The organism is Psychrobacter sp. UBA3068 (assembly GCF_002366815.1).
Lineage (GTDB): Bacteria > Pseudomonadota > Gammaproteobacteria > Pseudomonadales > Moraxellaceae > Psychrobacter > Psychrobacter namhaensis.
The window spans coordinates 1-21,800 of the sequence record NZ_DFBY01000020.1 but is presented as its reverse complement, the minus strand read 5'-3'; the positions used below and the strand labels follow the sequence as shown (position 1 = coordinate 21,800).

Below are 21,800 nucleotides of genomic sequence, written 5' to 3'. Positions count from 1 at the left end.
AGCGTCAACTTGTCACGTTTTTGTATCCACTCTGTATGCGATGTGTATAAAGAACATAAAAGCCTAGCGATTATTGAATGGCTGGGAAAAACACCAAAACCAGATGCAACCAACCTGCTAAAAAACCCGTCAAACCGCCCAAAACAATCAAGGTCATTTCATCTTCACGAAAAGCTGGACGTAACAAGTTTTGAAACTCAGTTGGCGTCAGCGCCCGTATTCGATCACGAAACAGACCAAATATTTTGCTGGCACGACTTTCATTCAGCTCAGGATCACGCAAGGGCACCATCGTTGCGACGATAGACTTGTCAATAATGGTGTTTTTTAGCTGCCCGTACTCACGGCGTCCCAATCCTACGCGCAACGTCGTACTAATTACCGGTGACTCTAGTACTTTATATAAATGTGATTTCATCAACTCACGCGTTTGCGTCGCACGCTCACCATACATCATCTCATTCATGATGTTTTCAAGCGTCACCAAGTCCTTCACAACAATCTCAGCGAAAACCTCAGAGACCTCCTCTTGACGTTTCATAAAGCCGCCTTGTAGACGGTACTGCGCGACATGAGGCATCTGCGGTTTGATAAAGGGAAAACGCCTCAGCACGGTAAAAAACTTCACATAAGGAATAAAGCGTGGTTCTACAGGGTTAAACACCATCCAAATTGCGATCCAATTGGTGAGAAATCCCCAAATCGCGGCAAAAAACGGCACTGTCCAATGCTGCGGCACCAGCAAAAATATAAACATCTGGATAATACCGAAGACCAAACCAATTAGGGCGCTAATGTGCCAAATAAAATTGATCTCTTTTTGACCGACTTTTAAAAACATATTGACCATCAGACGACGATCATTTTCCATCGTATTAACGATCATCTTACGCATATCAACCAAGTCTTCGACATGATAGGTCAGATCAGTCACCAAAGATTGCATAATATTGGGCAACTCTTGATGCGCTTGGGCATAGACACGACGTTTTACGGCGTAAGGCAAATTACCCCACAGCGCTGGCGAATGGTCCAGCATGATCTCATCAATCAACAACTCAAGGTTTTTATCAACCGTATCAGTGATGAATATCGCCATCTGCTCAGGCTCCATGGCCTGAAAAAACTCATCCAGCGAACCGAGTTTGGATAATGTCTGATCAACGATAACGCCTGATATTTTACCCGCTTTGCGTGGAACGATTCCTTGCCAGCCAATACCCGGTAACCCAAAAAATGGGAAGTTTGGAATACGCACACCCCAAAACTTAATCGGATAAAACAGCATTTTAAGCGCCATCCACACATGTATCCACGTGACAAACGCTGTCACTGGTGGAATGGTTAGCATGGCAAAAAATTCTGGGTGCTCAGCTATCGTCTGCCACAATGAAGTTGCATCCATAACTTACCTTATCCCTGACAGATTGATTGTCGTTGCTAATCAAAGATGCTTAGCAAATGAGAACGCTTAAAAACACGCTCGGCCCATAACTGTTTTTATAAAACAATAACTATAAAATAAATCGCCTGATTTTAGCACACTTGCTATGCATTAGCACAGGTAGACCCAAGGCAAGTTGTGACTAGAGATGACACGTTTTAGCCCTTATCTTTTCTGGCAAACGCATTACCATAACCTACCAGCGCTTTAGTTGATGACAGCGATAAAATAAACGGCTGAATACTGCGATATCGCATTTGTTCTGTTATAATTTACCATTCAATTCCAGCAAATATTTGCACACAGGGAGATGCGTTGTGATTTTAACCAATATCTGCCTATGTGATTGAAATCCTTTGCATTATCCTTTATGCTCACCGCGCTTTGATTGACCATCTTGCTCATCTCCCCCTCTTTTATTGACTCACTGACCGTTTGGGCTCTGACTTTATATGAATAAACCGCTAACTCCCAATACTGAACAAGTCAATAAAATTTTTACCAATCGCATTGTGATCCTTGGGATTTTAATATTTGTGGGCTTAGGTGGCCTCATCGTGCGTTATGGTTATTTGCAAGTCTACGCCCATGATAAATATACGACACAGGCAGACAACAACCGTATTAAGCTGATATCTGCTCCGCCCAGCCGCGGCTACATTTATGATCGCAATGGCATTATATTGGCAGACAATCAGCCGGTCTTTACGGCGATGTTAAGTCCTACCGAAGTTGAAAATCCAGAGCGTACCTTGCGTTTGCTTGCGCCTATTTTTGAGCTGACGGACACAGATATCACTGACATTTTGGCGCGGCTCAGTAAAAGTAAAAACGACCCTGTGACCGTCAAAATCGACTTAACTGAGGCACAATTGGCGCAGTTTAGTGAGCGTAAACCCTTCTTTCGCGGCGTGACCATTCAAAGCAAGTTGACACGCTCCTACCCGTATGACGAATTATTTGCTCATGTCATCGGCTACGTTGGCCGCATTAATGACAAAGAGACCAAACGCATTGATAAAGATCGCTATGCTGGTACCGACCTGATCGGTAAGATTGGCATCGAAGACTATTATGAAGACATATTGTTGGGTCAACCCGGTTATCAATCGGTAGAAACAGATGCTCATGGCAATATTTTGCGGCAGCTAGACACTAAGCCTCCCGTGTCTGGTAATGACATTACGTTGAGCTTAGACTACGGCTTACAAAAGATAGCGCAGCAGCAACTTGATGGGCGCCGCGGTGCCATTGTCGCCATTGACCCCAAAAATGGTGATGTATTGGCGTTTGTTAGCAACCCAAGCTACGATCCTAACCCGTTTATTTCAGGGATCTCTTTTAAAGATTATGATGCGCTACGAGACGATCTTGATCAGCCTCTGTACAATCGTGCTCTACAAGGGACGTATCCACCTGGCTCTACGATCAAACCATTTGAAGGCTTAGGTGCCATCCATTACGGTTTGCGTGATTGGGAAACCACCATTTATGATCCTGGCTATTTTAGCCTACCTGGAGACTCACATCGTTTTCGTGACTGGAAGCGTGGTGGTCATGGTACCGTGGACTTAAAGAAATCTATCGTGATGTCGGTTGATACTTATTATTATAAATTGGCCTACGAGATGGGTATCCAGCGGCTGCATGATTGGATGGTACGCTTTGGCTTTGGTAAAGACACAGGTATCGACTTACCCAACGAAAAATCAGGGATTATGCCATCCCCAAAATGGAAAAAAGACACCTATGGTAGAGACTGGCTGCCAGGTGAAACCATCTCGGTCAGTATCGGTCAAGGCTATTTCTTAGCCACACCGCTACAAATTGCCAATGCCACTGCTATGACGGCCAATAAGGGCTATCACATCACCCCTCATCTGCTAAAAAGCAGCGATGGCGCAGCAGACGTGAAAGTCATCACCAAGCCTGATGGTAAAATAGACTATAACGGCAAGCCTGCTGACTGGACACGCATGCACGATGCCATGGAAAGTGTGGTAGAAAACGGCACTGGACGCGGTATCTACACCCCGCGCTATCGCATCGCTGGCAAAACAGGGACCGCGCAGGTAAAGTCTATTGCACAAGGCAAACGCTATGATAAGTCTGCCATAGACAAACGGCACTGGGATCACGCTTGGTTCAATGGTTTTGCGCCCGTGGAAGACCCACAAATCGCGCTTGCCGTCTTGGTTGAAAACGGTGGCGGTGGTAGTGCTGTTGCCGCACCTATCGGCCGCGCCTTATTTGATTACTGGGTACTACAACGCAAAAACGACCCCATTTTGCCACCCACTGCCGATGAGCTAAAAATCATCAAACGTCAAAAAGCCTTGGAAAAATTGAGAAATGACGCCTTGCGAGAAAAAGAAACAAAAGCGCTAGAAGAACAAGAAGCCACGACGACAGCCACCTCTGAGTAAGCGACTGCAAACGAGACATGTTATGAAGAAATCCTCAAATGGCCGCCAGCCTAAAAGAAACGGTAAAGCCAAAAGTGCTGCGGCAGGCGACGTACGTATCATTGGCGGTCAATTCAAACGCCGTGTTGTGCGCTTTATCGATGCAGACGGTTTACGCCCCACACCAGATCGCTTGCGTGAAACCTTATTTAATTGGTTATTGGCTGATATTCATGGCGCTTGCGTACTAGATAGCTGCGCAGGCAGCGGCGTACTAGGATTTGAAGCCTTATCGCGCGGCGCGGCCCACGCAACTTTTATCGAGGTCAATCCGGCACAAAGTGACATGCTACGCCAAAGCGCTGAGCAATTACAGCTTGATACGACGGCTTATCAAATGATTCAGGGCACAGCCGAGCAAGTCTTGACGCAAAACCAGCTGACCCAGCGCCATTTTGATGTGGTATTTATTGATCCACCCTATGCTCAGAATTTGTGGCAGCCTATTTTAACAGCACTGATTACACAGTCACTCATTGATACAGACACACTGATTTATTTGGAAGCGGATAAAGATCTTGACGGCCAATTGACAGAACTGGCAAACACGCTGAACGAGAATTTAAGCATTCAACAACCCTCCAATCAAGCGACAATCGATTTTGACTGTCTAAAACAAACCAAAGTCGGACAAGTTGTTGCTAGACTTTATCAGCTATCATCGTCATAATTGTGTAGTGATTGCTAAGAGCAACCGTCGCTATGGTTTAGTAAGTATAACCATGTAACGCGCCGCATTTAGTAAAATCATGGAATACCTGCTAAAAAACATCTAAAACCGCTAAAAACTGGCCCAACGCTGCAGTTTAATGTATATAAGGCGAAAATAAACCCCAATGCAGCTTGCAAGCGTAGGCGCTACTGCTTATAATGTGCAGTCTGTTTTTTGAGAGCCCCGTTCCCAGCTAAACTCTCAACGAATTCTAATTTTAAGGTTTTATCATGAAAACACTTAGTGCAAAACCAGCTGAAGTGACCCATGACTGGTATGTCGTAGATGCTGACGGCAAAACCCTTGGTCGCTTAGCCACTCAAATCGCTAGTCGCTTACGTGGCAAGCATAAGACTTCTTATACTCCACACGTAGATACTGGTGATTTTATTGTTGTCATCAATGCAGAAAAAATCGCGGTAACGGGTAAAAAAGCGCAAGATAAAAAGTACTATCGTCACACTGGTTACCCAGGCGGCATTAAAGAAACCAACTTCACTAAGCTGATTGCACATAAGCCTGAAGATGTTCTACACAAAGCAGTTAAGGGTATGCTTCCAAAGGGCCCTCTTGGCTATGCAATGATCAAGAAGCTAAAGCTATATGCGGGTACTGAACATCCACATACTGCACAGCAACCTAAAGAACTAGACATCTAAGGATATACTTATGGAACGCAATTACGGAACTGGTCGCCGCAAGACGTCTACCGCTCGTGTCTTTTTATCAAAAGGTACTGGTAGTATCGTTGTTAACGGTAAGCCACTTGACGAGTACTTCAGCCGCGAAACCTCACGCATGGTTGTTCGTCAGCCTCTAGAACTACTAGATTCTGCTAACTCATACGATTTGTATGTGACTGTTGCAGGCGGTGGTATCAGTGGTCAAGCGGGTGCAATTCGCCACGGCATCACACGTGCATTAATCGAAGCTGACGAAACTTTAAAGCCTGCCCTAAAAGCAGCTGGTTTTGTTACTCGTGATTCACGTCAAGTTGAACGTAAGAAATTGGGTCTACGTAAAGCACGTAAACGTCCACAATTCTCAAAACGTTAATCAAAGCTCTCGCTTATTTTCTTGTTTCTGTTGGCTTTTTCTCGGAGCCACAGTATCAGTCTTAGATAAGCGTGTAGATTTGCAAAACCTTATAAGCTGGTCACAGCTTGTAAGGTTTTTTTATGTCTATATATAGCTCTTGGAGTGACAATGGGTTATTTAGATAGCGTTGGTTTACAATTTAAGCTGTTGTTTTCCTCACCAGTGCATCGACGTTAATTATGCCTGACAGATGCCTCTTAGCGATTTTGACTTGCAAAGCACTTGACGCTACCCCATCATAATACTAAATTTTTATCATTAGCCTCAATGCCATAAGATAGCTATGACCCGATGCCATAAACCGTGCTGCAAAAGGATATTATGAAAGCGCCTGAACAATACGACCCCAGCAAATCTTCTTCAAAAAATCATATATCACCAAGTATCCAGCAGTCGATCAAATCGCCTGCCATACCTACTGGCACGCCAACGATTAAGCAAACTCATAAGCGTACAGCACACGCGGAGAAAAAGCCCTTTCAAAAACAGTTTTTATTACCGAAATACTGGGGTATTTGGTTACTGTTTTTGGTGATGTTACCCCTGATATATTTGCCACTGCGTTGGCAGTTTTGGCTAGGTCGTAAGCTCGGCATATTGATTTATAAAGCTGCAGGCTCACGTAGGCGTGACACTCTGATTAATCTAAAGCTGGCGTTTCCAGAAAAGCCAGAAGCTGAGCGTGAATTAATGGCAAAGCAAGTCTTTGTCAATCAAGGTATTGGGGTGTTTGAAACCCTATGTGCTTGGTTCCGTCCAAATATATTTACTAGAACGGTATCTATTTCGGGATTACAGCATCTTGTTAATGCGCAAAACGAGCAGCGTCCGGTTATTCTATTGGGTGCGCATTATACGATGCTGGATTTGGGCGGCTTACTGTGCGCGCAGTTTTTCCCTGTCGATTGTATGTATCGTACACAGAATAACCCTCTACTCGATTGGTTTATTTATAATGGTCGTACCAATATATTCGGTAAACAAATCTCCAGCCGCGATATGCGAAGCCTAGTCACCTCTATCAAAGCGGGGCATGTGATTTGGTATTCCCCCGATCAGGACTATGGTCTCAAACAAGGGGTCATGGCGCCATTTTTTGGGGTGCCGGCAGCAACGATTACCGCATCACGCCGTATGGCAAAATTAGGCAGCAAAACGCATCCACCCGCCGTGATGGCGCTACATACTTATCGGCAGACACCAGATAATCTACCACGTGGTAAGCGACCTCATTATCACTTGACCATCACCCCAGAGCTTGACAACTATCCAAGTCGTGATGAAGTCGCTGATGCCACGCGAGTCAATGAAATACTAGAGAGTCTCATTCGTATCGACCCTACTCAGTGGATGTGGTTCCATCGCCGCTTTAAGCATGGGCCAAATGGTCGTACGGATATCTATAAGTAGGCCTTTATTTTCAAAAGGTCTGATAAAATTTGCTATACTTTGTGACTGCTATTTTGCACTTTTAGTCACGCATTATAATAATTTGACAAACAAAACAACGGATTTTTCATGAGCGACAATCACAGTTCTGGACAAGCAGCCCCACATAAACGCATTTTGACAGGAATCAAACCGACGGGCATTCCGCACCTTGGTAACTACGTTGGTGCAATTCGTCCTGCCATCCAGTCTATTCAAAACAGCGATAGCGACGCTTTTTTCTTCTTAGCGGATTATCACAGTATTATTGGTTGCCATGATCCTGCGATCATTCACGAGTCAACCAAAGCCATTGCCGCGACATGGCTCGCCTGTGGTCTCGATCCTGAGCGCGTGACTTTTTATCGTCAGTCAGATGTGCCTGAAATTCTAGAATTGTCATGGATTTTGAGCTCCTCATGTGCCAAAGGCCTCATGAACCGCGCTCATGCTTACAAAGCAGCGGTCGATGCCAATATGGAAAAAGAAGACGTTGATGCTGATCAAGGGATTAACATGGGTTTGTTTGGCTACCCTGTATTGATGGCCGCTGATATTTTGATGTTTAATGCCACGCATGTGCCTGTTGGCCGCGACCAAATCCAGCACATTGAAATGGCGCGTGACATGGCAGGTACATTTAATCATCGTTACAAGCCATTGTTCACTGAGCCTGAGGCCCTGGTCGACGACAATACGCCGCTACTCACAGGTCTCGATGGTCGCAAAATGAGCAAAAGCTATAACAACGTGATTCCGTTGTTTGGCGAGTTTAATAGCCAAGCCGATCCTGAAAAAATGATGCGTAAGGCCATCATGCGTATTGTGACCAACTCACAATTGCCTGAAGAGCCAAAAGTTCCTGATGACTCGGCTATCTTTGAGATTTATAAAGCCTTTGCGACCCCTGAAGAAATTGCTGCGATGCGTGCGCAATATGCCGCAGGCATTGGCTGGGGCGATGCCAAACAAGCCTTGTTCGATAAAATCAATGAGGAGATTGCCCCCTTCCGTGCGCGTTATGAAGAGTTGATGGCCAATCCAAAAGAGCTGGAAGAAATCTTACAAATGGGGGCAGAAAAAGCCCGTCGCCATAGTCGTAAGCAGTTAGATAAGACTCGCCGCGCTATTGGTATTCGTCCACTTGCCAAACTGAAATAATCATTTGGTTATTGCATCCGAGACGGGTATTAAACGTGGATACAACCCCACTGTCTGCACAAGCACAAGCGGCCTTATCACAGGCTGCCTTGCCTATAGGGGCTTATCCAGTGTCTGACACGTCCAATAACAGTGGCACTAAAAGCAACCAACATAGCTTAGAAACCAATAATGTGTCTTTGCGTATTTATCAGACGCCGGTACAGCACCTACCAGAAGATCTCTATGTGCCGCCGCAAGCGTTTGCTATTTGGTTAGAGCAGTTTGCTGGACCGTTAGACTTTTTATTGTATTTGGTCAAAAAAAACAACGTCGATTTGACACAAATGCCCATATTACCAATCACTGAGCAGTATTTGGCTTATATCAGTGAGTTGAATACCGAGCATTTTGAGTTGGCAGGGGATTATCTGTTGATGGCATCGACGTTAATTGCCATCAAAACGGAGTTGTTACTGCCTAAGCCAGAAAAGCCTACCGATGAGCGTGATCCAAAGGCCGAGTTAATTGAACGTCTGGAAGAGTATGCACAAATCAAAGCGGCCAGTCAGCGCTTAGACAACTTGGTACGTCTAGAGCGCGATGTGTTTTTAGCCATGGTCAGCATGCCAAGCCCAGACGTTATGCAGGCTGAATTACCAAACTATTCGCCGACGCTACTCATTGATAGTTTATTTAAAATGCAGCTGCAACCAGACTATCAGATGCATACCATAAAGGTTGATGCCGTCCCACTTGCGGATCGCATCGCGAGTATCAGTCGGCAGCTAAGTACTGATGGCGCACGCTCTTTTTATGAGCTACTAGACAAATCGCAAGGTAAAATAGGGGTCGTGGTCAGCTTCGTTGCGGTGCTTGAGTTAATAAAAAGACAGCTGATTGGCGTGGTAATGACCGATACAGACAGCAACGTTAGCCCAAAAACTACCACGGATGGTAATCAACTCGCTACAGACAGTCAACTTGAGCAGCTCACCTTACAGTGGCTAGTTTAATAAGAAAAGAGTACCTATCCCATGGTAGATATTGATGATTCAAAGCAAAATAGTAAAACACAGATACCAATATCCACAGTCGCACCCGCCTCCACTGATGAACAGCAGCAATCCATTGAAGATATCAGCAAACAGATTGAAGTGCTGCTGCATGCCTCAGAAGCACCGCTCACTGCAAACGTCCTCAAAAAGCATTTATCTTTGTCTACCAAAGAGCTCAAACAAGCCTTACAACGACTGCAAGTACGCTTGGATACTGGCGTACTAAGTTTGCATGAAACTGCCAGCGGTTATCGCTTACAAATCGCAGACCGTTATAGCGCATTTATCCAGCGTGTCTTTCCGCAGCGTCAAGAACGTCTTAGCCAAGCCTTACTTGAGACACTGAGTGTTATCGCTTACAAACAACCAGTAACACGTAGCGATATAGAGCATGTGCGCGGTGTGACACTCTCAAGCAACATATTACGGCAATTGTTTGATAAAGGCTGGATAATAGAAAACGGTCATAAAGACACTCTCGGTCGCCCTGCGTTACTACACACCACAGCGCAGTTTTTAGATGCCTTTGGGCTCACACATCTAAACGAGTTACCGCCGATGCCAGACATGGACGCCATCCAAACCATGTCATAGCGTATCCAAGACTTTGTGTCAGTTACAATAAGTACCGATGTCAGAAAAGTTCCTTAAATGTAGCAATCTTACTTTCAAAAAAAAGGACAGCCCCCTTAGGAGCTGTCCTTTTTTACTGACGCCTTTGCACCAACACTTTTTTACTGATTAATAACATCCACACCTTTTGGTGGGTTGAATTTAAACTGACTGCTATTAATACTTGGATTCAGTTTGATCTTACTAAATTTAATGGATGTGGTCTGACCCAGACTATCATTTAGTACCATCATCACAGGTCTGCCGCCACTAAAGCTCATAGATAAGCTCTTAAAGCTGGCACTGTCCGATTTTGGATATAGCACGTAGTAATTTTTGTTACTGTACGGCTGAGTAATTTTGAAATTTTGATCAATTTTACTCGGATCACCTGACAACAAGAGCGCTGGAGTGTTACCGACTTGACTGTCGACGTTTTGTTTAGTCGCTTGTTCTAAGTCCTTGTCGTAAACCCACATAGAGTTACCATTAGCAACGATCAGCTGCTCTGAGGGTGACTTGGTTTCCCAGCGGAAATTGTTTGGACGTTCTACACTCATGGTTCCTGTAAAAGTACCGCTGCTTGCGCCTTTGGTTGTTTGACTGAAGTTTGCAGTCATACTTTTGGTATTGGTTAACAGCTTGTTTAAGCGCTTGGCTGCTGTTAGATTGTCAGCAGGTGCTGCCGTCGCAGACTGCGTCAACGCGATCATAGGCGCCGCTACGCCAAGGGATGTCATTAGCACCCCCGCCAACGCGCCGCTCATGACTTTCTGTTTTAGGGTGGTCTGTTTAATCGATTGTTTAGCAAATAAAGTCATCATTAATCCTCTCTCAAAGTGCATCATAGCTTAAAAGAAAACATCTTATTAAAATTTTTGTTTTCTATAACGGCTTAGCTCACCAACATAAAATTGGTGTTCATAAGCAAGGAGAACAGTGTGCCAGTTTTTTCATTACGCGCCTAGTCATGATTTGCAATCATTGCTACGCCGCCCATACACGCTTGTAACCCGTACAGTTACAAAAAATATCTGAGGGACTCAGAACGCTTTTATGTCTTAACAGAAGGCAAATAAACCGCCGTATAAACCCATAGATAAAAAAAGCCCCTACTACCATAAGGCAATAGGGACTTTTTCGTTATCCAATCATGTTACTCAAAGAATAAAATGACTTAAGTAGATAATTATGCGTTTTCAACCGTCACATAACGACGGTTAAATTTACCTTTGGTCGCAAACTTTACCACACCGTCATTTAGTGCAAATAAAGTATGGTCACGACCCATGCCAACGCCTTCGCCTGCGTGGAATTCTGTACCACGTTGACGAACGATGATGTTACCAGCTGTGATAGCTTGGCCACCAAAGATTTTTACGCCTAGCATTTTTGGGTTTGAATCACGACCGTTACGAGTCGAACCGGCAGCTTTTTTATGTGCCATGAGAAAATCTCCTTGTTAATGTGACTTATCGCTGATGCGACAACTCTTAAGCATTTAGTGCCCTGTTTAGCGACAATCGCTAAATGGGTCATTAGGCATTAATGGCTTTGATTTTTAACAAGGTGTACCATTGGCGGTGACCTTGCTCTTTGTGATAATGCTTACGACGGTTGTGCTTGATGATACGGATTTTTTCGCCGCGACCATGCTCAACAACTTCAACTTCTACGCTAGCGCCATCAACGACAGGCTGGCCGATTTTGACGTTATCGCCGTCAACAACCATCAACACGTCTTCAAATTTGATTGTTTCGCCTTTTTCTGCTTTTAGCAATTCAACTTTTAAAAGCTCATCGACGACTACACGGTGCTGTTTACCACCAGTTTTAATTACTGCGTACATGATATGACTCCGTTTAACCCGTGTGCCGTGGCTGATATTATACCAACGCTTTTACGACGAACACGACAGGGAAAAATTAAAGGCAAGATTTTACGGCTTTTTGCTTATAAAAGCAAGCCGCGCCTCTTGTTTTTGTAAGGTGGTTACACTAAAAACCATTGACCGTCTCTTTGTATAAGCTGTTATTGATGAGTGCAGCAAAAACGATGCATCACATAAACACAGATACTACAACAATAACGGATGATGAGCCATGCCCAACGGCGCCCATTATAACTTATATAATCAGTTACTTACAGCCTTTTATTGGACCCTCATACCACTGTAAACGCAGCAACTACGCGAGGGTTCATCTGATTGTCGGGTCAGGGAATTTTACCGTGTTTTTTCCACCTTTTGTCTGCAGTACGTTTCGTATAAGTAAAAGATGACTGCTCTGCTCTTGGTCTATTTTAACCCACAATTTAAAGAGGCAGCTATGCTATTATAGGCAAAACAACGCCTTACTTATGTATAAAGCTAAGGCTATAAAAAGCGCTCTTTATTCTAATTAATATGACTATTTCTTATGACCAGCACTCCTTTAAACAATAAGCATTCCGCCCCTCAAACCACGCCACTTAGCTATGCTGATATTCAGAGTATCGTGGCTGATGATTTTGAGATCATGGACAAGCAAGTATTCGGTAGTCTCAATTCAAAAGTACAACTGGTGATGAGTGTCTCGCAGCATGTCATCAATGCTGGTGGCAAACGTATGCGCCCGCTAATTACGTTGTTATGTGCCCGTATGTTTGATGACAAACCCTCGACAGAAGCCATGCACTTAGCCGCGATTACTGAGATGCTACATACCGCTACGCTCGTTCATGATGATGTCATTGATGAGTCAGGACAGCGCCGTGGCAAGCCAACCGCAAACGCCACATGGGACAATGCCACTGCCGTGTTGGTGGGGGATTATCTGATTGCCCGTGCCTTTAATCTACTGGTGGGTTTTCAAAGCTTACCGTTATTAAAAGTATTCTCAGACGGGACTTGTGACATTGCTGAAGGCGAAGTATTGCAGCTGCAGCATCAGCACAATCCTGCCGCGACAGAAGACGACTACTTACGCATTATCGATGGTAAAACCTCACGTCTATTTATGATGGCCACCCAAGGCTCCGCTATCTTACAAGACAAAACAGAATACCTGCAGGCATTAGGCGACTTCGGTCAGCACTTTGGTAATGCTTTTCAGATCATTGATGATGTCCTTGATTACAGCGGTGATAGTGAGGTCATGGGTAAAAACCTTGGCGATGATTTGGCAGAGGGTAAGCCGACCCTGCCCACTATTAAAGCACTTGAGCTACTAAAAAATAGCGATATCGAAGGCTATGAGCAGTTGCGTATCGCGGTACAGACAGGAAAAACACCGAATGCTAAGCAGCTGATCGAATTGGTGCGCCGTTCAGGCTCGTTAGACTACTGTAAACAGCGCGCTTTGGAAGAAACCAAACTGGCGCAACAAGCCCTTAGCACATTGCCTGATAACCGTTATCGTACAGGCTTATATCAGTTGACTGAGCTTGCTAGCGCGCGCTTGGTGTAGCGGTATCGTCATAACCATGCGCTGTTAGTACTAGGCTGTCCTTAGAAACCCCTGCTGGCTGATTATTAAATGGTCACACTTAAAGGTTGCTAAAATCAGTTTTTTGCTGACAGCCCTGATTTATCATGGTTTAAAGACCCTATTACGTCTAGGGTTTTGCTTTTTTCACAAAAATTTACAATTAATTTCAATAGAGTATTGTATGCCTGTATGTTAGCTGTTAGTAGAGACAGCCCTTACTCCAACAATATTTACTGCCTCCATCCACACCAAGGTAACTGTCTTTTTACGTTATGCCCTACTCTCAAACACTTGACTGTGGGGTTACCCCTATAGTTTATAATAACTCATTAAGTTTACTGGTCAACTTTGTGGCTTGGCCACATCTTTGCTGCTAGAGCGTCTTACGCCGTTACTTAACGTCTATATCACTATCAGATGTCCTAACCGTTCGGTTTTTCTAAACAATTTCGATGAAAAACCCAACTGGCAAAGAGGGTATGGATGCTTAGAGTACATACTAATTTTTATATTTAATACGCTAAGATTTATTGTTAAATTTTTTATACTGTCACTATTTATTTTATACATATTGCCGAGGACATTGATGAAGCACTCTACTCTTGCGCTTGTAATAGCATCTGTACTATCTGGAGCTGTACTGATTGGCTGTGACAAAAACGAGGACGCCGCTGGTGAGCAAGCTGCACAGCAACAGATGCCGCCTGCGGTTGTCAACGTCCAGACTGTCACGCTTGATACCGTACCTCAGGTACAGACTTTTTCTGGACGTACAGCGGCTTATCAAACCGCCGACGTTCGCCCACAGGTAAATGGCGTTATTGACGAAGTACTGTTCCGTGAGGGCAGTAACGTCAAAAAAGGCCAGCCACTTTATCGTATTAATACTGATAACTACGCCTCTTCTGTCACCAGCGGTCAGGCAGCCGTGCAACAAGCACAGGCCAATTATCAGACTGCGCTGGCGAATAACGCCAATGCGAAAGCTGAGCTAGCCAGCCGTCAAGCATCATTGGCACAAGCACAAAATGATCTGCAACGCCTACAAGGCTTAGTCAGCATTGATGCCATCTCAAAGCAGCAGTATGAGCAGGCACAAACGCAAGTACGTACTGCTCAAGCTGCTGTACAAAGTGCGGCCGCCGCTGTTGGACAAACTCAAGCGGGTATCGAAAGTGCCAAAGCGGGTATCCAGACCGCTCAGGCGGGTTTAGAGGCCAGTACGTTAGACCTCAATCGCACTATCGTCCGTGCCCCCTTAACTGGTCGTACTGACCGCTCTAGCGTTACCGCCGGTACACTCGTCAGCGCGGGTCAACCTGAGCCTTTAGTCACCATCTCACGCTTAGACCCTATCTATGTCGACATCAGTCAGTCGTCGTCTGAGCTACTAAAGCTGCGTCAGCAAATCGCGGCAGGCACGGCACAGCCAGGTATGAATTCGGTTGAGCTGATACTAGAAGACGGGTCGGTCTACCCTGTCCGTGGCAAACTTGCCTTATCTGAAGCAAAAGTTGATGAGTCAACAGGCGCTGTGACCTTGCGTGCCATCTTCCCAAACAGCAATCATATTTTGCTACCAGGGATGTACGTGACGGCACGTTTGACCCAAAGCGTGATTACCAACGCTGCATTAGTACCACAAAGTGCCGTAACCCGTACGCCTAAAGGTGAGACGCAAGTGTACATCGTTGATGAAAACAACAAAATCCAACTGCGTCCAGTGACCATTAATGGTACTTACGACGGACAGTGGGTCGTCACTGATGGCTTACAAACAGGTGATAAAGTCGTTGTGATAGGTGGTAGTAAGGTTAAACCTGAACAAGAGGTGGTCGTTAAGCCATTAGAAAATGCCAATCCAGCGCCATCTGCTACTAATGCTAAAACACCGCTACAAGCGGCAAAAACAGTGGATAAAAAGCCCGCTGGCAACGATGATTCTAACGAAGAAACAAAAGAAGCCGCCGCTCAATAATTCCATTCAAAGATAGGAAGACTTAGGGATATACTATGTCACGTTTTTTTATTAATCGCCCTATTTTTGCATGGGTGCTGGCTATTTTGGTCATGCTCATCGGGGTGATATCGGTCATTAGCTTACCGATTGAACAGTATCCACGTATTGCGCCACCAACTATTTCGGTTAGTGCAAGCTATCCTGGTGCTAACGCGCAAACCGTCGAAAACTCAGTCGTACAGATTATTGAACAACGTATGAAGGGACTTGATGGCCTCATGTACATGTCGTCATCGAGCTCCTCGAATGGCAGTGCTTCTGTGACCCTGACTTTTGAAAACGGTACAGATTCTGACACCGCTCAGGTACAGGTACAGAACAAACTGCAAGCCGCGATGAGCTCGCTACCCGAGTCGGTACAGCGTCAAGGCGTCAACGTTAACAAGTCCTCTAGCAGCTTTTTAATGGTGCAAGCTTTCGTTTCTGAAAACGATAGTATGGATCGCAGCGATATCGCCGACTATGTTAACTCAAACGTTGTCGATCAGATCAGCCGTGTCGAAGGGGTCGGTGAAGTTCAGGTGTTTGGTTCTACTTATGCGATGCGCATTTGGCTAGACCCTGCCCGCCTACGTAGCTATAACATGGTGCCCTCTGATGTGGTTAATGCCGTACGTGCGCAAAACGCGCAAGTCTCTGCCGGCCAATTAGGGCAAGCGCCTGCCGATACCGACCAACAGGTGATTAACGCTACCGTCACGGTACAAAGCTATCTACAAACCCCTGAAGAATTTAAAAACATCTTATTAAAGACTGACACATCTGGTGCTCAAGTGCGCTTAGGTGACGTCGCCGACGTTGAAATTGGTAGTGAAAACTACAGCGTTATCTCACTGTACAACGGCCAAGAAGCAGCTGGTCTCGGTATTTCATTGGCGAGTGGCGCCAACGCGCTTGAGACTCGTGAAGCAGTCGGCGCACGTATGGCAGAGCTGGAAGCGAACTTCCCAGCTGGCTTAACCTCGGTTGTGCCTTACGACACTACCCCATTCGTGCGTTTGTCCATCGAACAGGTCGTCATGACGCTACTAGAGGCAATTGTCCTCGTATTTATCGTTATGTTCGTTTTCCTACAAAACTGGCGCGCAACAATCATTCCCACGCTCGCTGTCCCTGTCGTTTTACTTGGTACCTTTGCAGTACTCTACGTCGCCGGCTTTAGTATTAACGTGCTCACCATGTTTGCGATGGTGCTATCCATCGGTCTACTGGTCGATGATGCGATCGTTGTCGTCGAAAACGTCGAGCGTATCATGGAGGAAGACCCTCATATCTCTGTCAAAGATGCCACCGTACAGTCCATGGGTGAGATTAGTAAGATCGTTATCGGTATTGCTTTGATTCTATCCGCTGTCTTTGTGCCGATGGCCTTCTTCGGTGGTTCAACGGGTGTGATCTATCGTCAGTTCTCTATCACCCTAATTACCAGTATGGTGCTGTCAGCCTTAGTTGCCCTTATCTTTACCCCCGCCCTATGCGTGACTTTGCTCAAACGTAGCAAAAGCCATCAAAAAGGCAGTAGCGAAGAGAAAAAAGGATTCTTTGGTTGGTTCAACCGTGGCTTCTTTAAGCTGAGCCGCTCGTATGAGAACTTCGTTGGTAAAAGCATCCGCTTTAAATGGTTATATTTGATTGGCTATGCCGCCATTATCGGTATCATGGCCGTGGTATTCTTACGGGTGCCGGGCTCATTTTTACCAGAAGAAGACCAAGGTATTATGTTTACCTTAGTTCAGCTTCCTGCCGGTTCAACGCTTGATGAAACGCAAGACGTCCTTGATAAAGTCAGTGATTATTACGAAACGCAAGAAGCCGATAATATCGCTTCAGTCTTTACGGTCGCAGGCTTCAGCTTTGCCGGACAAGGGCAAAACATGGGACTGGCGTTTGTGCGTTTATCCGACTGGGAAAATCGTTCTGGCGAAGAAAATACCGCACAAGCGGTTGCTGGTCGTGCCATGGGTTATTTTATGACCCAGTTAAATGAAGCACAGGTGTTTGCGATTGTACCGCCAGCCATTACCGAACTTGGCAACGCTAGTGGTTTTGATTTAATGATTCAAGACACAGGCAACCTTGGGCACGACGGGTTACTAGAAGCGCGTAATATGCTGCTGGGTATGGCGGCGCAAAACGATCAAGTCGCCGGTGTCCGTCCAAATGGTCAAGAAGATGCGCCGCAGTTAAAAGTGAACATCAACCAAGAACAAGCCGCCGCTTATGGCTTGTCATTGGCCAACATCAACAGCGTGATTTCTACCGCTTGGGGCTCAAGTTACATCAATGACTTCGTTGATCGCGGCCGCATTAAGCGTGTCTACGTTCAAGGTGAACCAAGCAGCCGTACTAACCCTGACGATATCGGTAAATGGTATGTACGTAATGAAACCGGTGAGATGATCTCATTTGACGCGTTCTCTAGCAGTGAATGGGAGTCTGGCTCACCGCGTTTGACGCGTTATAACAGCCTACCCTCTATGAACATTCAAGGTAGCGCAGCCCCAGGTTTGAGTACGGGTGAGGCGATGAGCGCAATGGAAGCGATGATACAGCAGTTACCTGACGGTGTGGGTTACGAGTGGACTGGTATGTCACTTGAAGAGCAAAAATCAGGGGCACAGGCACCTATGCTATATGCGCTCTCAATTTTAGTGGTATTCTTGTGCCTAGCAGCCTTGTATGAAAGTTGGTCTATTCCTTTCTCAGTGCTACTGGTCATCCCACTTGGTGTGTTGGGTGCCGTGATCTTTACTTGGTTACGTGGCTTTAGTAACGATATCTACTTGCAAGTCGGTCTGCTCACGGTAGTGGGTTTGTCCGCCAAAAACGCCATCTTGATTATTGAGTTTGCCAAAGAACACCAAGAGGAAGGTTATAGTCTGCGAGAAGCCGTCATGACAGCAGCACGTCAACGTCTGCGTCCTATTATCATGACCTCTCTTGCCTTTGGGCTGGGTGTTGTGCCATTATTTATCGCCACCGGTCCTGGCTCAGGCAGTCAAAACGCCATCGGTACCAGTGTACTTGGCGGGGTGGTTACCGCCACCTTCTTAGGTATCTTCTTTATTCCCATGTTCTATATTTGGGTGCGTAGTATGTTCCCGCATAAATATGAGAACAACAAGCCAAACGATAAAGATGATGGTAATGGTACGCCCAATCCACGAAACCCAACGCCTTCTGAGAGTTATCAGCCTGCAAGCTTTGGAGACAATACATAATGAGTGCTCAAAACACATTTACTTTAAGCTCATCAGCGGTAGCAGAAACTGCTACCCTTGCACAGCCAGCGCTATCACGGATGCGCAAAAATGGCGTTCGCCTATTAGGTTTAACCACCTTAGCGATGAGCATGGCTGCTTGTAATACCATTCCAAAAGCTGACACGCGCCCTGTCCTAGCAGAGCCGAATGTTCCTATCGAGCAAGCTTATGGGGCGTTTGATAAAGAAACCATTAGTACGGCCGAACAACCAGTTGTCGCTAGTCAGCGCTGGCAGAACTTTTATAGCGACGAGCGTTTAAAAGGGTTGATTGCGTTAGGTCTTGAAAACAACAAAGACCTAGAAAGTGCCCTTCTAGCAATTGAACAAGCACGTGCGCAGTATCAGATTACTGACATCAATGATCTGCCGACTATTGATGGAAATGCAGGTTATTCTCGTCGACGCCAAGCAGGTCAAACAGGTGACAGTTATAACGTCAACCTCGGCTTGGCTAACTACGAGCTCGACTTTTGGGGGAAAATCTCTAGTTTAAAAGAGCAAGCGCTACAGAACTTCTTAGCCACCGCGGCCGCTAAAGACTCTACCCAAATCAGTCTGATTAGTAATATTGCACAGAGTTATGCCAATTTAAGCTACAGCTTAGCCCAGCTGAAACTGGCAGAAGCGACGGTTGAGAGTCGTGAGCAGTCCCTATTTATTGCCAATAAACGTTTTGAAGCTGGCATTGATCCTAGGCTGCCTTCTTTGCAAGCTAGTGCGTCATTAGAGAACGCTAGACTTGCCGTGTTGCGGGCACAAAGCAGCATTTTAAGATCGCGTAACGCCCTGCAATTTTTGGTCGGCGGGCCGATTCCAACCAGCCTGATTCCAGCGCCAGCGGTCAGTAACATCACGAGTCAGCAAATATTTAACGCTGGATTACCTAGTGCGTTGCTACGCTATCGTCCAGATGTGCTACAAGCGGAATATAACCTAAAAGCCGCTGGTGCCAATATCGAAGTGGCACGTGCTTCTTATTTCCCATCTATCAGCCTAGCGAGCAGTATTGGCGTCAGTAGCGGCAGTTTAGACGACTTGTTCAAAAGTGGCGCTGTTGGCTGGTCATTTGGTCCTAGCGTGAGTGTGCCTATCTTTGATGCAGGTCGCTTGGATGCCAACTACGAGGTGGCCAAAATTGAGCGTGAGCAGTCACTTGCTAATTACGAGAGATCTATCCAGACCGCTTTCCGCGAAGTATCCGATGTGTTAGCAACCCGTGCGACACTTGGTGAGCAGCTCGAAGCACAGTATCGTTTGCAAGACAACTTTGAGCAAACGTATCAAATTGCTGATGCACGCTTTAAAGCAGGTATTTCAAACTATCTAGATGTTCTGGATGCCCAGCGTTCGTTATTCTCAACGCAGCAAGGTATTTTAGACTTAGAGCTACAAAAAATCGTCAGCCAAGTTGAGCTATACCAAGCGCTGGGTGGCGGTGCTAATTTAGATGCCCCCACTGCTATTATTCCGGTGCCGCAGTACACCAATTTAGCCCAAATCGCGACCCTACCTGCAAACAGTGCAAAAGCTAAAGCTGCTTATGCGATAGACGCTGCTAGCTCAGCGCGTGTGGCCTCTCCGCAAGAAGCCATGGCAATTAAACAGGCACAGGAAACAGAGGTAGCTGTCTTTGAACCTACCGCTGTCGTTGATATTGATAATGACGGCAAAACAGAGGCCGCCGTAGGCGTGGTCACTGAAAAGACGATGCTACAAGAGAATAGTGGTGAGCAAATACCAGTCACCCAGATTGTTGAGCCTTAAAGTGTGGCAAGCCATAATCTCGTGACGTTGTTTTGTCCTCACGTTGACAGTCGATAATGACAATTAGCCCTGCCGACTTGGTAGGGTTTTTTGCTTTCGTAACCCGCTATTGGTTATAGTAATGGCATTGTGTTGACTACCCTTTTACGAAAGCTTATTCCACAGAGAACCATTTGGCTTAACAAACTGATGCAATAAAGCGGTTTTCATAAGACCACAGTTTTGCCATTAAAATAACAGTGTTTAAACATAACATAAGGACTTATCATGACGTATACTTTTAACCGCCAGTTCCCTGAAACTCGCCTGCGCCGTCTGCGCTATAACGACAATGTACGCGCGATGATTCGTGAAGTTGAGCTGCACCCTAAACACTTCATCGCCCCTGTATTTGTATTGGAAGGAAACAATCAGCGCGAATCCATTGCTAGCATGCCAGGTGTTGAGCGCCTATCGATTGACCTGCTGATTGACTACGCTAAAGAGTTATTAGCCGAGGGCGTCACCACAATCGATATCTTCCCTGTGATTGATAACTCACTCAAAACCCCTGATGGCAAATCTGCCTATGATGAAAATGGCCTGACAGCGCGCGCCGTCAAAGCCGTAAAAGATGCCGTTCCAGAAATGGTAGTGATGACCGATGTGGCACTAGATCCTTATACCTCACACGGACAAGACGGCTTACTCGATGACAGTGGCTATGTCATTAACGATGCAACCATCGAAGTACTGGTCAAGCAAGCTCTCGTCCATGCCCGTGCTGGCGCTGACATCATCTCTCCTAGCGACATGATGGATGGTCGTATTAAAGCCATGCGCGATGCGTTTGAAGCAGAAGGCTTTGTCAATACTGCCATCATGGCCTACTCAGCCAAATACGCTTCTGCTTACTACGGCCCGTTTCGTGATGCCGTAGGTAGCGCGGGCAACTTAAAAGGTGGCCACAAAAAACAGTACCAAATGGATTTTGGCAATCGCGCCGAAGCGCTGCATGAAGTCGCGATGGATATTAACGAAGGCGCAGATATGGTGATGATTAAACCAGGTCAGCCTTATCTAGATCTTATCCGTGAAGTCAAAGATACCTTTGGCGTGCCGACGTTTGCTTACCAAGTCTCGGGTGAATATGCCATGCATATGGCAGCCATTCAAAACGGCTGGTTAAGTGATGCGGTCATCTTAGAATCTTTAATTGGGTTCCGCCGTGCTGGCGCTGATGGTATTTTGACCTACTTTGCACTAGAAGCAGCCCGTCAGTTAAACAATGCTTAATAGTAGTTACACTACCTTTTATATTGTAAAAGCCCCATAACTGAACTGACC

At 45.8% G+C, this 21,800-nt stretch carries 17 protein-coding genes; 13 read left to right on the top strand and 4 right to left on the bottom strand.

Translation table 11 applies throughout. The annotated features are described in order from the left end of the window. Window positions 1-70: 70 nt before the first annotated feature. Window positions 71-1,405, bottom strand: coding sequence for a hypothetical protein (locus B2P60_RS04830; protein ID WP_286739748.1), 1,335 nt, complete (start codon window positions 1,403-1,405; stop codon window positions 71-73). 491 nt (window positions 1,406-1,896) lie between these two features. On the opposite strand from B2P60_RS04830, the gene mrdA reads away from it, so the two are divergent. The 8 genes from mrdA (at window position 1,897) to scpB (ending at window position 9,939) form a co-directional block, all read left to right on the top strand. Beyond that, window positions 1,897-3,870 (top strand): penicillin-binding protein 2, encoded by a 1,974-nt coding sequence (gene mrdA, locus B2P60_RS04825; protein WP_286739746.1) that lies wholly within the window; start codon window positions 1,897-1,899, stop codon window positions 3,868-3,870. A gap of 22 nt (window positions 3,871-3,892) precedes the next feature. Continuing rightward, window positions 3,893-4,579, top strand: coding sequence for a 16S rRNA (guanine(966)-N(2))-methyltransferase RsmD (rsmD, locus tag B2P60_RS04820; RefSeq protein ID WP_193004877.1), 687 nt, complete (start codon window positions 3,893-3,895; stop codon window positions 4,577-4,579). Window positions 4,580-4,851: 272 nt separating this feature from the next. Next, complete coding sequence (rplM, locus tag B2P60_RS04815; protein ID WP_062845079.1) at window positions 4,852-5,280, top strand: 50S ribosomal protein L13; 429 nt, start codon at window positions 4,852-4,854, stop codon at window positions 5,278-5,280. Between the two features lie 10 nt (window positions 5,281-5,290). Continuing rightward, window positions 5,291-5,677 (top strand): 30S ribosomal protein S9, encoded by a 387-nt coding sequence (gene rpsI, locus B2P60_RS04810; protein WP_062845080.1) that lies wholly within the window; start codon window positions 5,291-5,293, stop codon window positions 5,675-5,677. Between the two features lie 363 nt (window positions 5,678-6,040). Further along, window positions 6,041-7,129 carry a lipid A biosynthesis acyltransferase gene (locus tag B2P60_RS04805; RefSeq protein WP_286739738.1) on the top strand — a complete coding sequence of 363 codons (1,089 nt, stop codon included), beginning with the start codon at window positions 6,041-6,043 and terminating at the stop codon, window positions 7,127-7,129. Window positions 7,130-7,237: 108 nt separating this feature from the next. Then, window positions 7,238-8,308 carry a tryptophan--tRNA ligase gene (locus tag B2P60_RS04800; protein WP_286739736.1) on the top strand — a complete coding sequence of 357 codons (1,071 nt, stop codon included), beginning with the start codon at window positions 7,238-7,240 and terminating at the stop codon, window positions 8,306-8,308. A gap of 173 nt (window positions 8,309-8,481) precedes the next feature. After that, entirely contained in the window at window positions 8,482-9,303 is an 822-nt protein-coding gene (locus B2P60_RS04795) for a segregation and condensation protein A (RefSeq protein ID WP_286739786.1), read from the top strand. Between the two features lie 21 nt (window positions 9,304-9,324). Beyond that, a complete protein-coding gene (scpB, locus tag B2P60_RS04790) occupies window positions 9,325-9,939 on the top strand; it encodes an SMC-Scp complex subunit ScpB (RefSeq protein WP_286739734.1) in 615 nt (204 codons plus the stop codon). Window positions 9,940-10,079: 140 nt separating this feature from the next. On the opposite strand, the gene lolA is transcribed toward scpB, so the two are convergent. From lolA to rplU, 3 genes are all read right to left on the bottom strand, one after another. Further along, on the bottom strand, window positions 10,080-10,778 hold the full coding sequence (gene lolA / locus B2P60_RS04785; RefSeq protein ID WP_193004893.1) for an outer membrane lipoprotein chaperone LolA: 699 nt from the start codon (window positions 10,776-10,778) through the stop codon (window positions 10,080-10,082). A 368-nt stretch (window positions 10,779-11,146) separates the two neighbouring features. Beyond that, on the bottom strand, window positions 11,147-11,404 hold the full coding sequence (gene rpmA / locus B2P60_RS04780) for a 50S ribosomal protein L27 (protein ID WP_193004881.1): 258 nt from the start codon (window positions 11,402-11,404) through the stop codon (window positions 11,147-11,149). 91 nt (window positions 11,405-11,495) lie between these two features. Continuing rightward, window positions 11,496-11,807: a 50S ribosomal protein L21 gene (rplU, locus tag B2P60_RS04775; RefSeq protein WP_057761012.1), complete on the bottom strand. Its 312-nt coding sequence runs from the start codon at window positions 11,805-11,807 to the stop codon at window positions 11,496-11,498. 568 nt (window positions 11,808-12,375) lie between these two features. Here rplU and B2P60_RS04770 point away from each other — a divergent pair. The 5 genes from B2P60_RS04770 to hemB all read left to right on the top strand — a co-directional run bounded on the left by B2P60_RS04770 (window position 12,376) and on the right by hemB (window position 21,749). Continuing rightward, the gene (locus B2P60_RS04770) at window positions 12,376-13,404 is read left to right on the top strand and encodes a polyprenyl synthetase family protein (RefSeq protein ID WP_286739728.1); all 1,029 of its coding nucleotides are present in this window, start codon (window positions 12,376-12,378) and stop codon (window positions 13,402-13,404) included. A 607-nt stretch (window positions 13,405-14,011) separates the two neighbouring features. Continuing rightward, on the top strand, window positions 14,012-15,403 hold the full coding sequence (locus B2P60_RS04765) for an efflux RND transporter periplasmic adaptor subunit (protein WP_193004883.1): 1,392 nt from the start codon (window positions 14,012-14,014) through the stop codon (window positions 15,401-15,403). 35 nt (window positions 15,404-15,438) lie between these two features. Further along, window positions 15,439-18,666, top strand: a complete 3,228-nt coding sequence (locus B2P60_RS04760; protein WP_193004884.1) for an efflux RND transporter permease subunit — start codon at window positions 15,439-15,441, stop codon at window positions 18,664-18,666. Continuing rightward, window positions 18,666-20,474: an efflux transporter outer membrane subunit gene (locus B2P60_RS04755; protein WP_286739726.1), complete on the top strand. Its 1,809-nt coding sequence runs from the start codon at window positions 18,666-18,668 to the stop codon at window positions 20,472-20,474. Before B2P60_RS04760 ends, B2P60_RS04755 begins: the two co-directional genes overlap by 1 nt. A gap of 267 nt (window positions 20,475-20,741) precedes the next feature. Then, window positions 20,742-21,749 (top strand): porphobilinogen synthase, encoded by a 1,008-nt coding sequence (gene hemB, locus B2P60_RS04750; RefSeq protein WP_230710829.1) that lies wholly within the window; start codon window positions 20,742-20,744, stop codon window positions 21,747-21,749. Window positions 21,750-21,800: the final 51 nt, after the last annotated feature.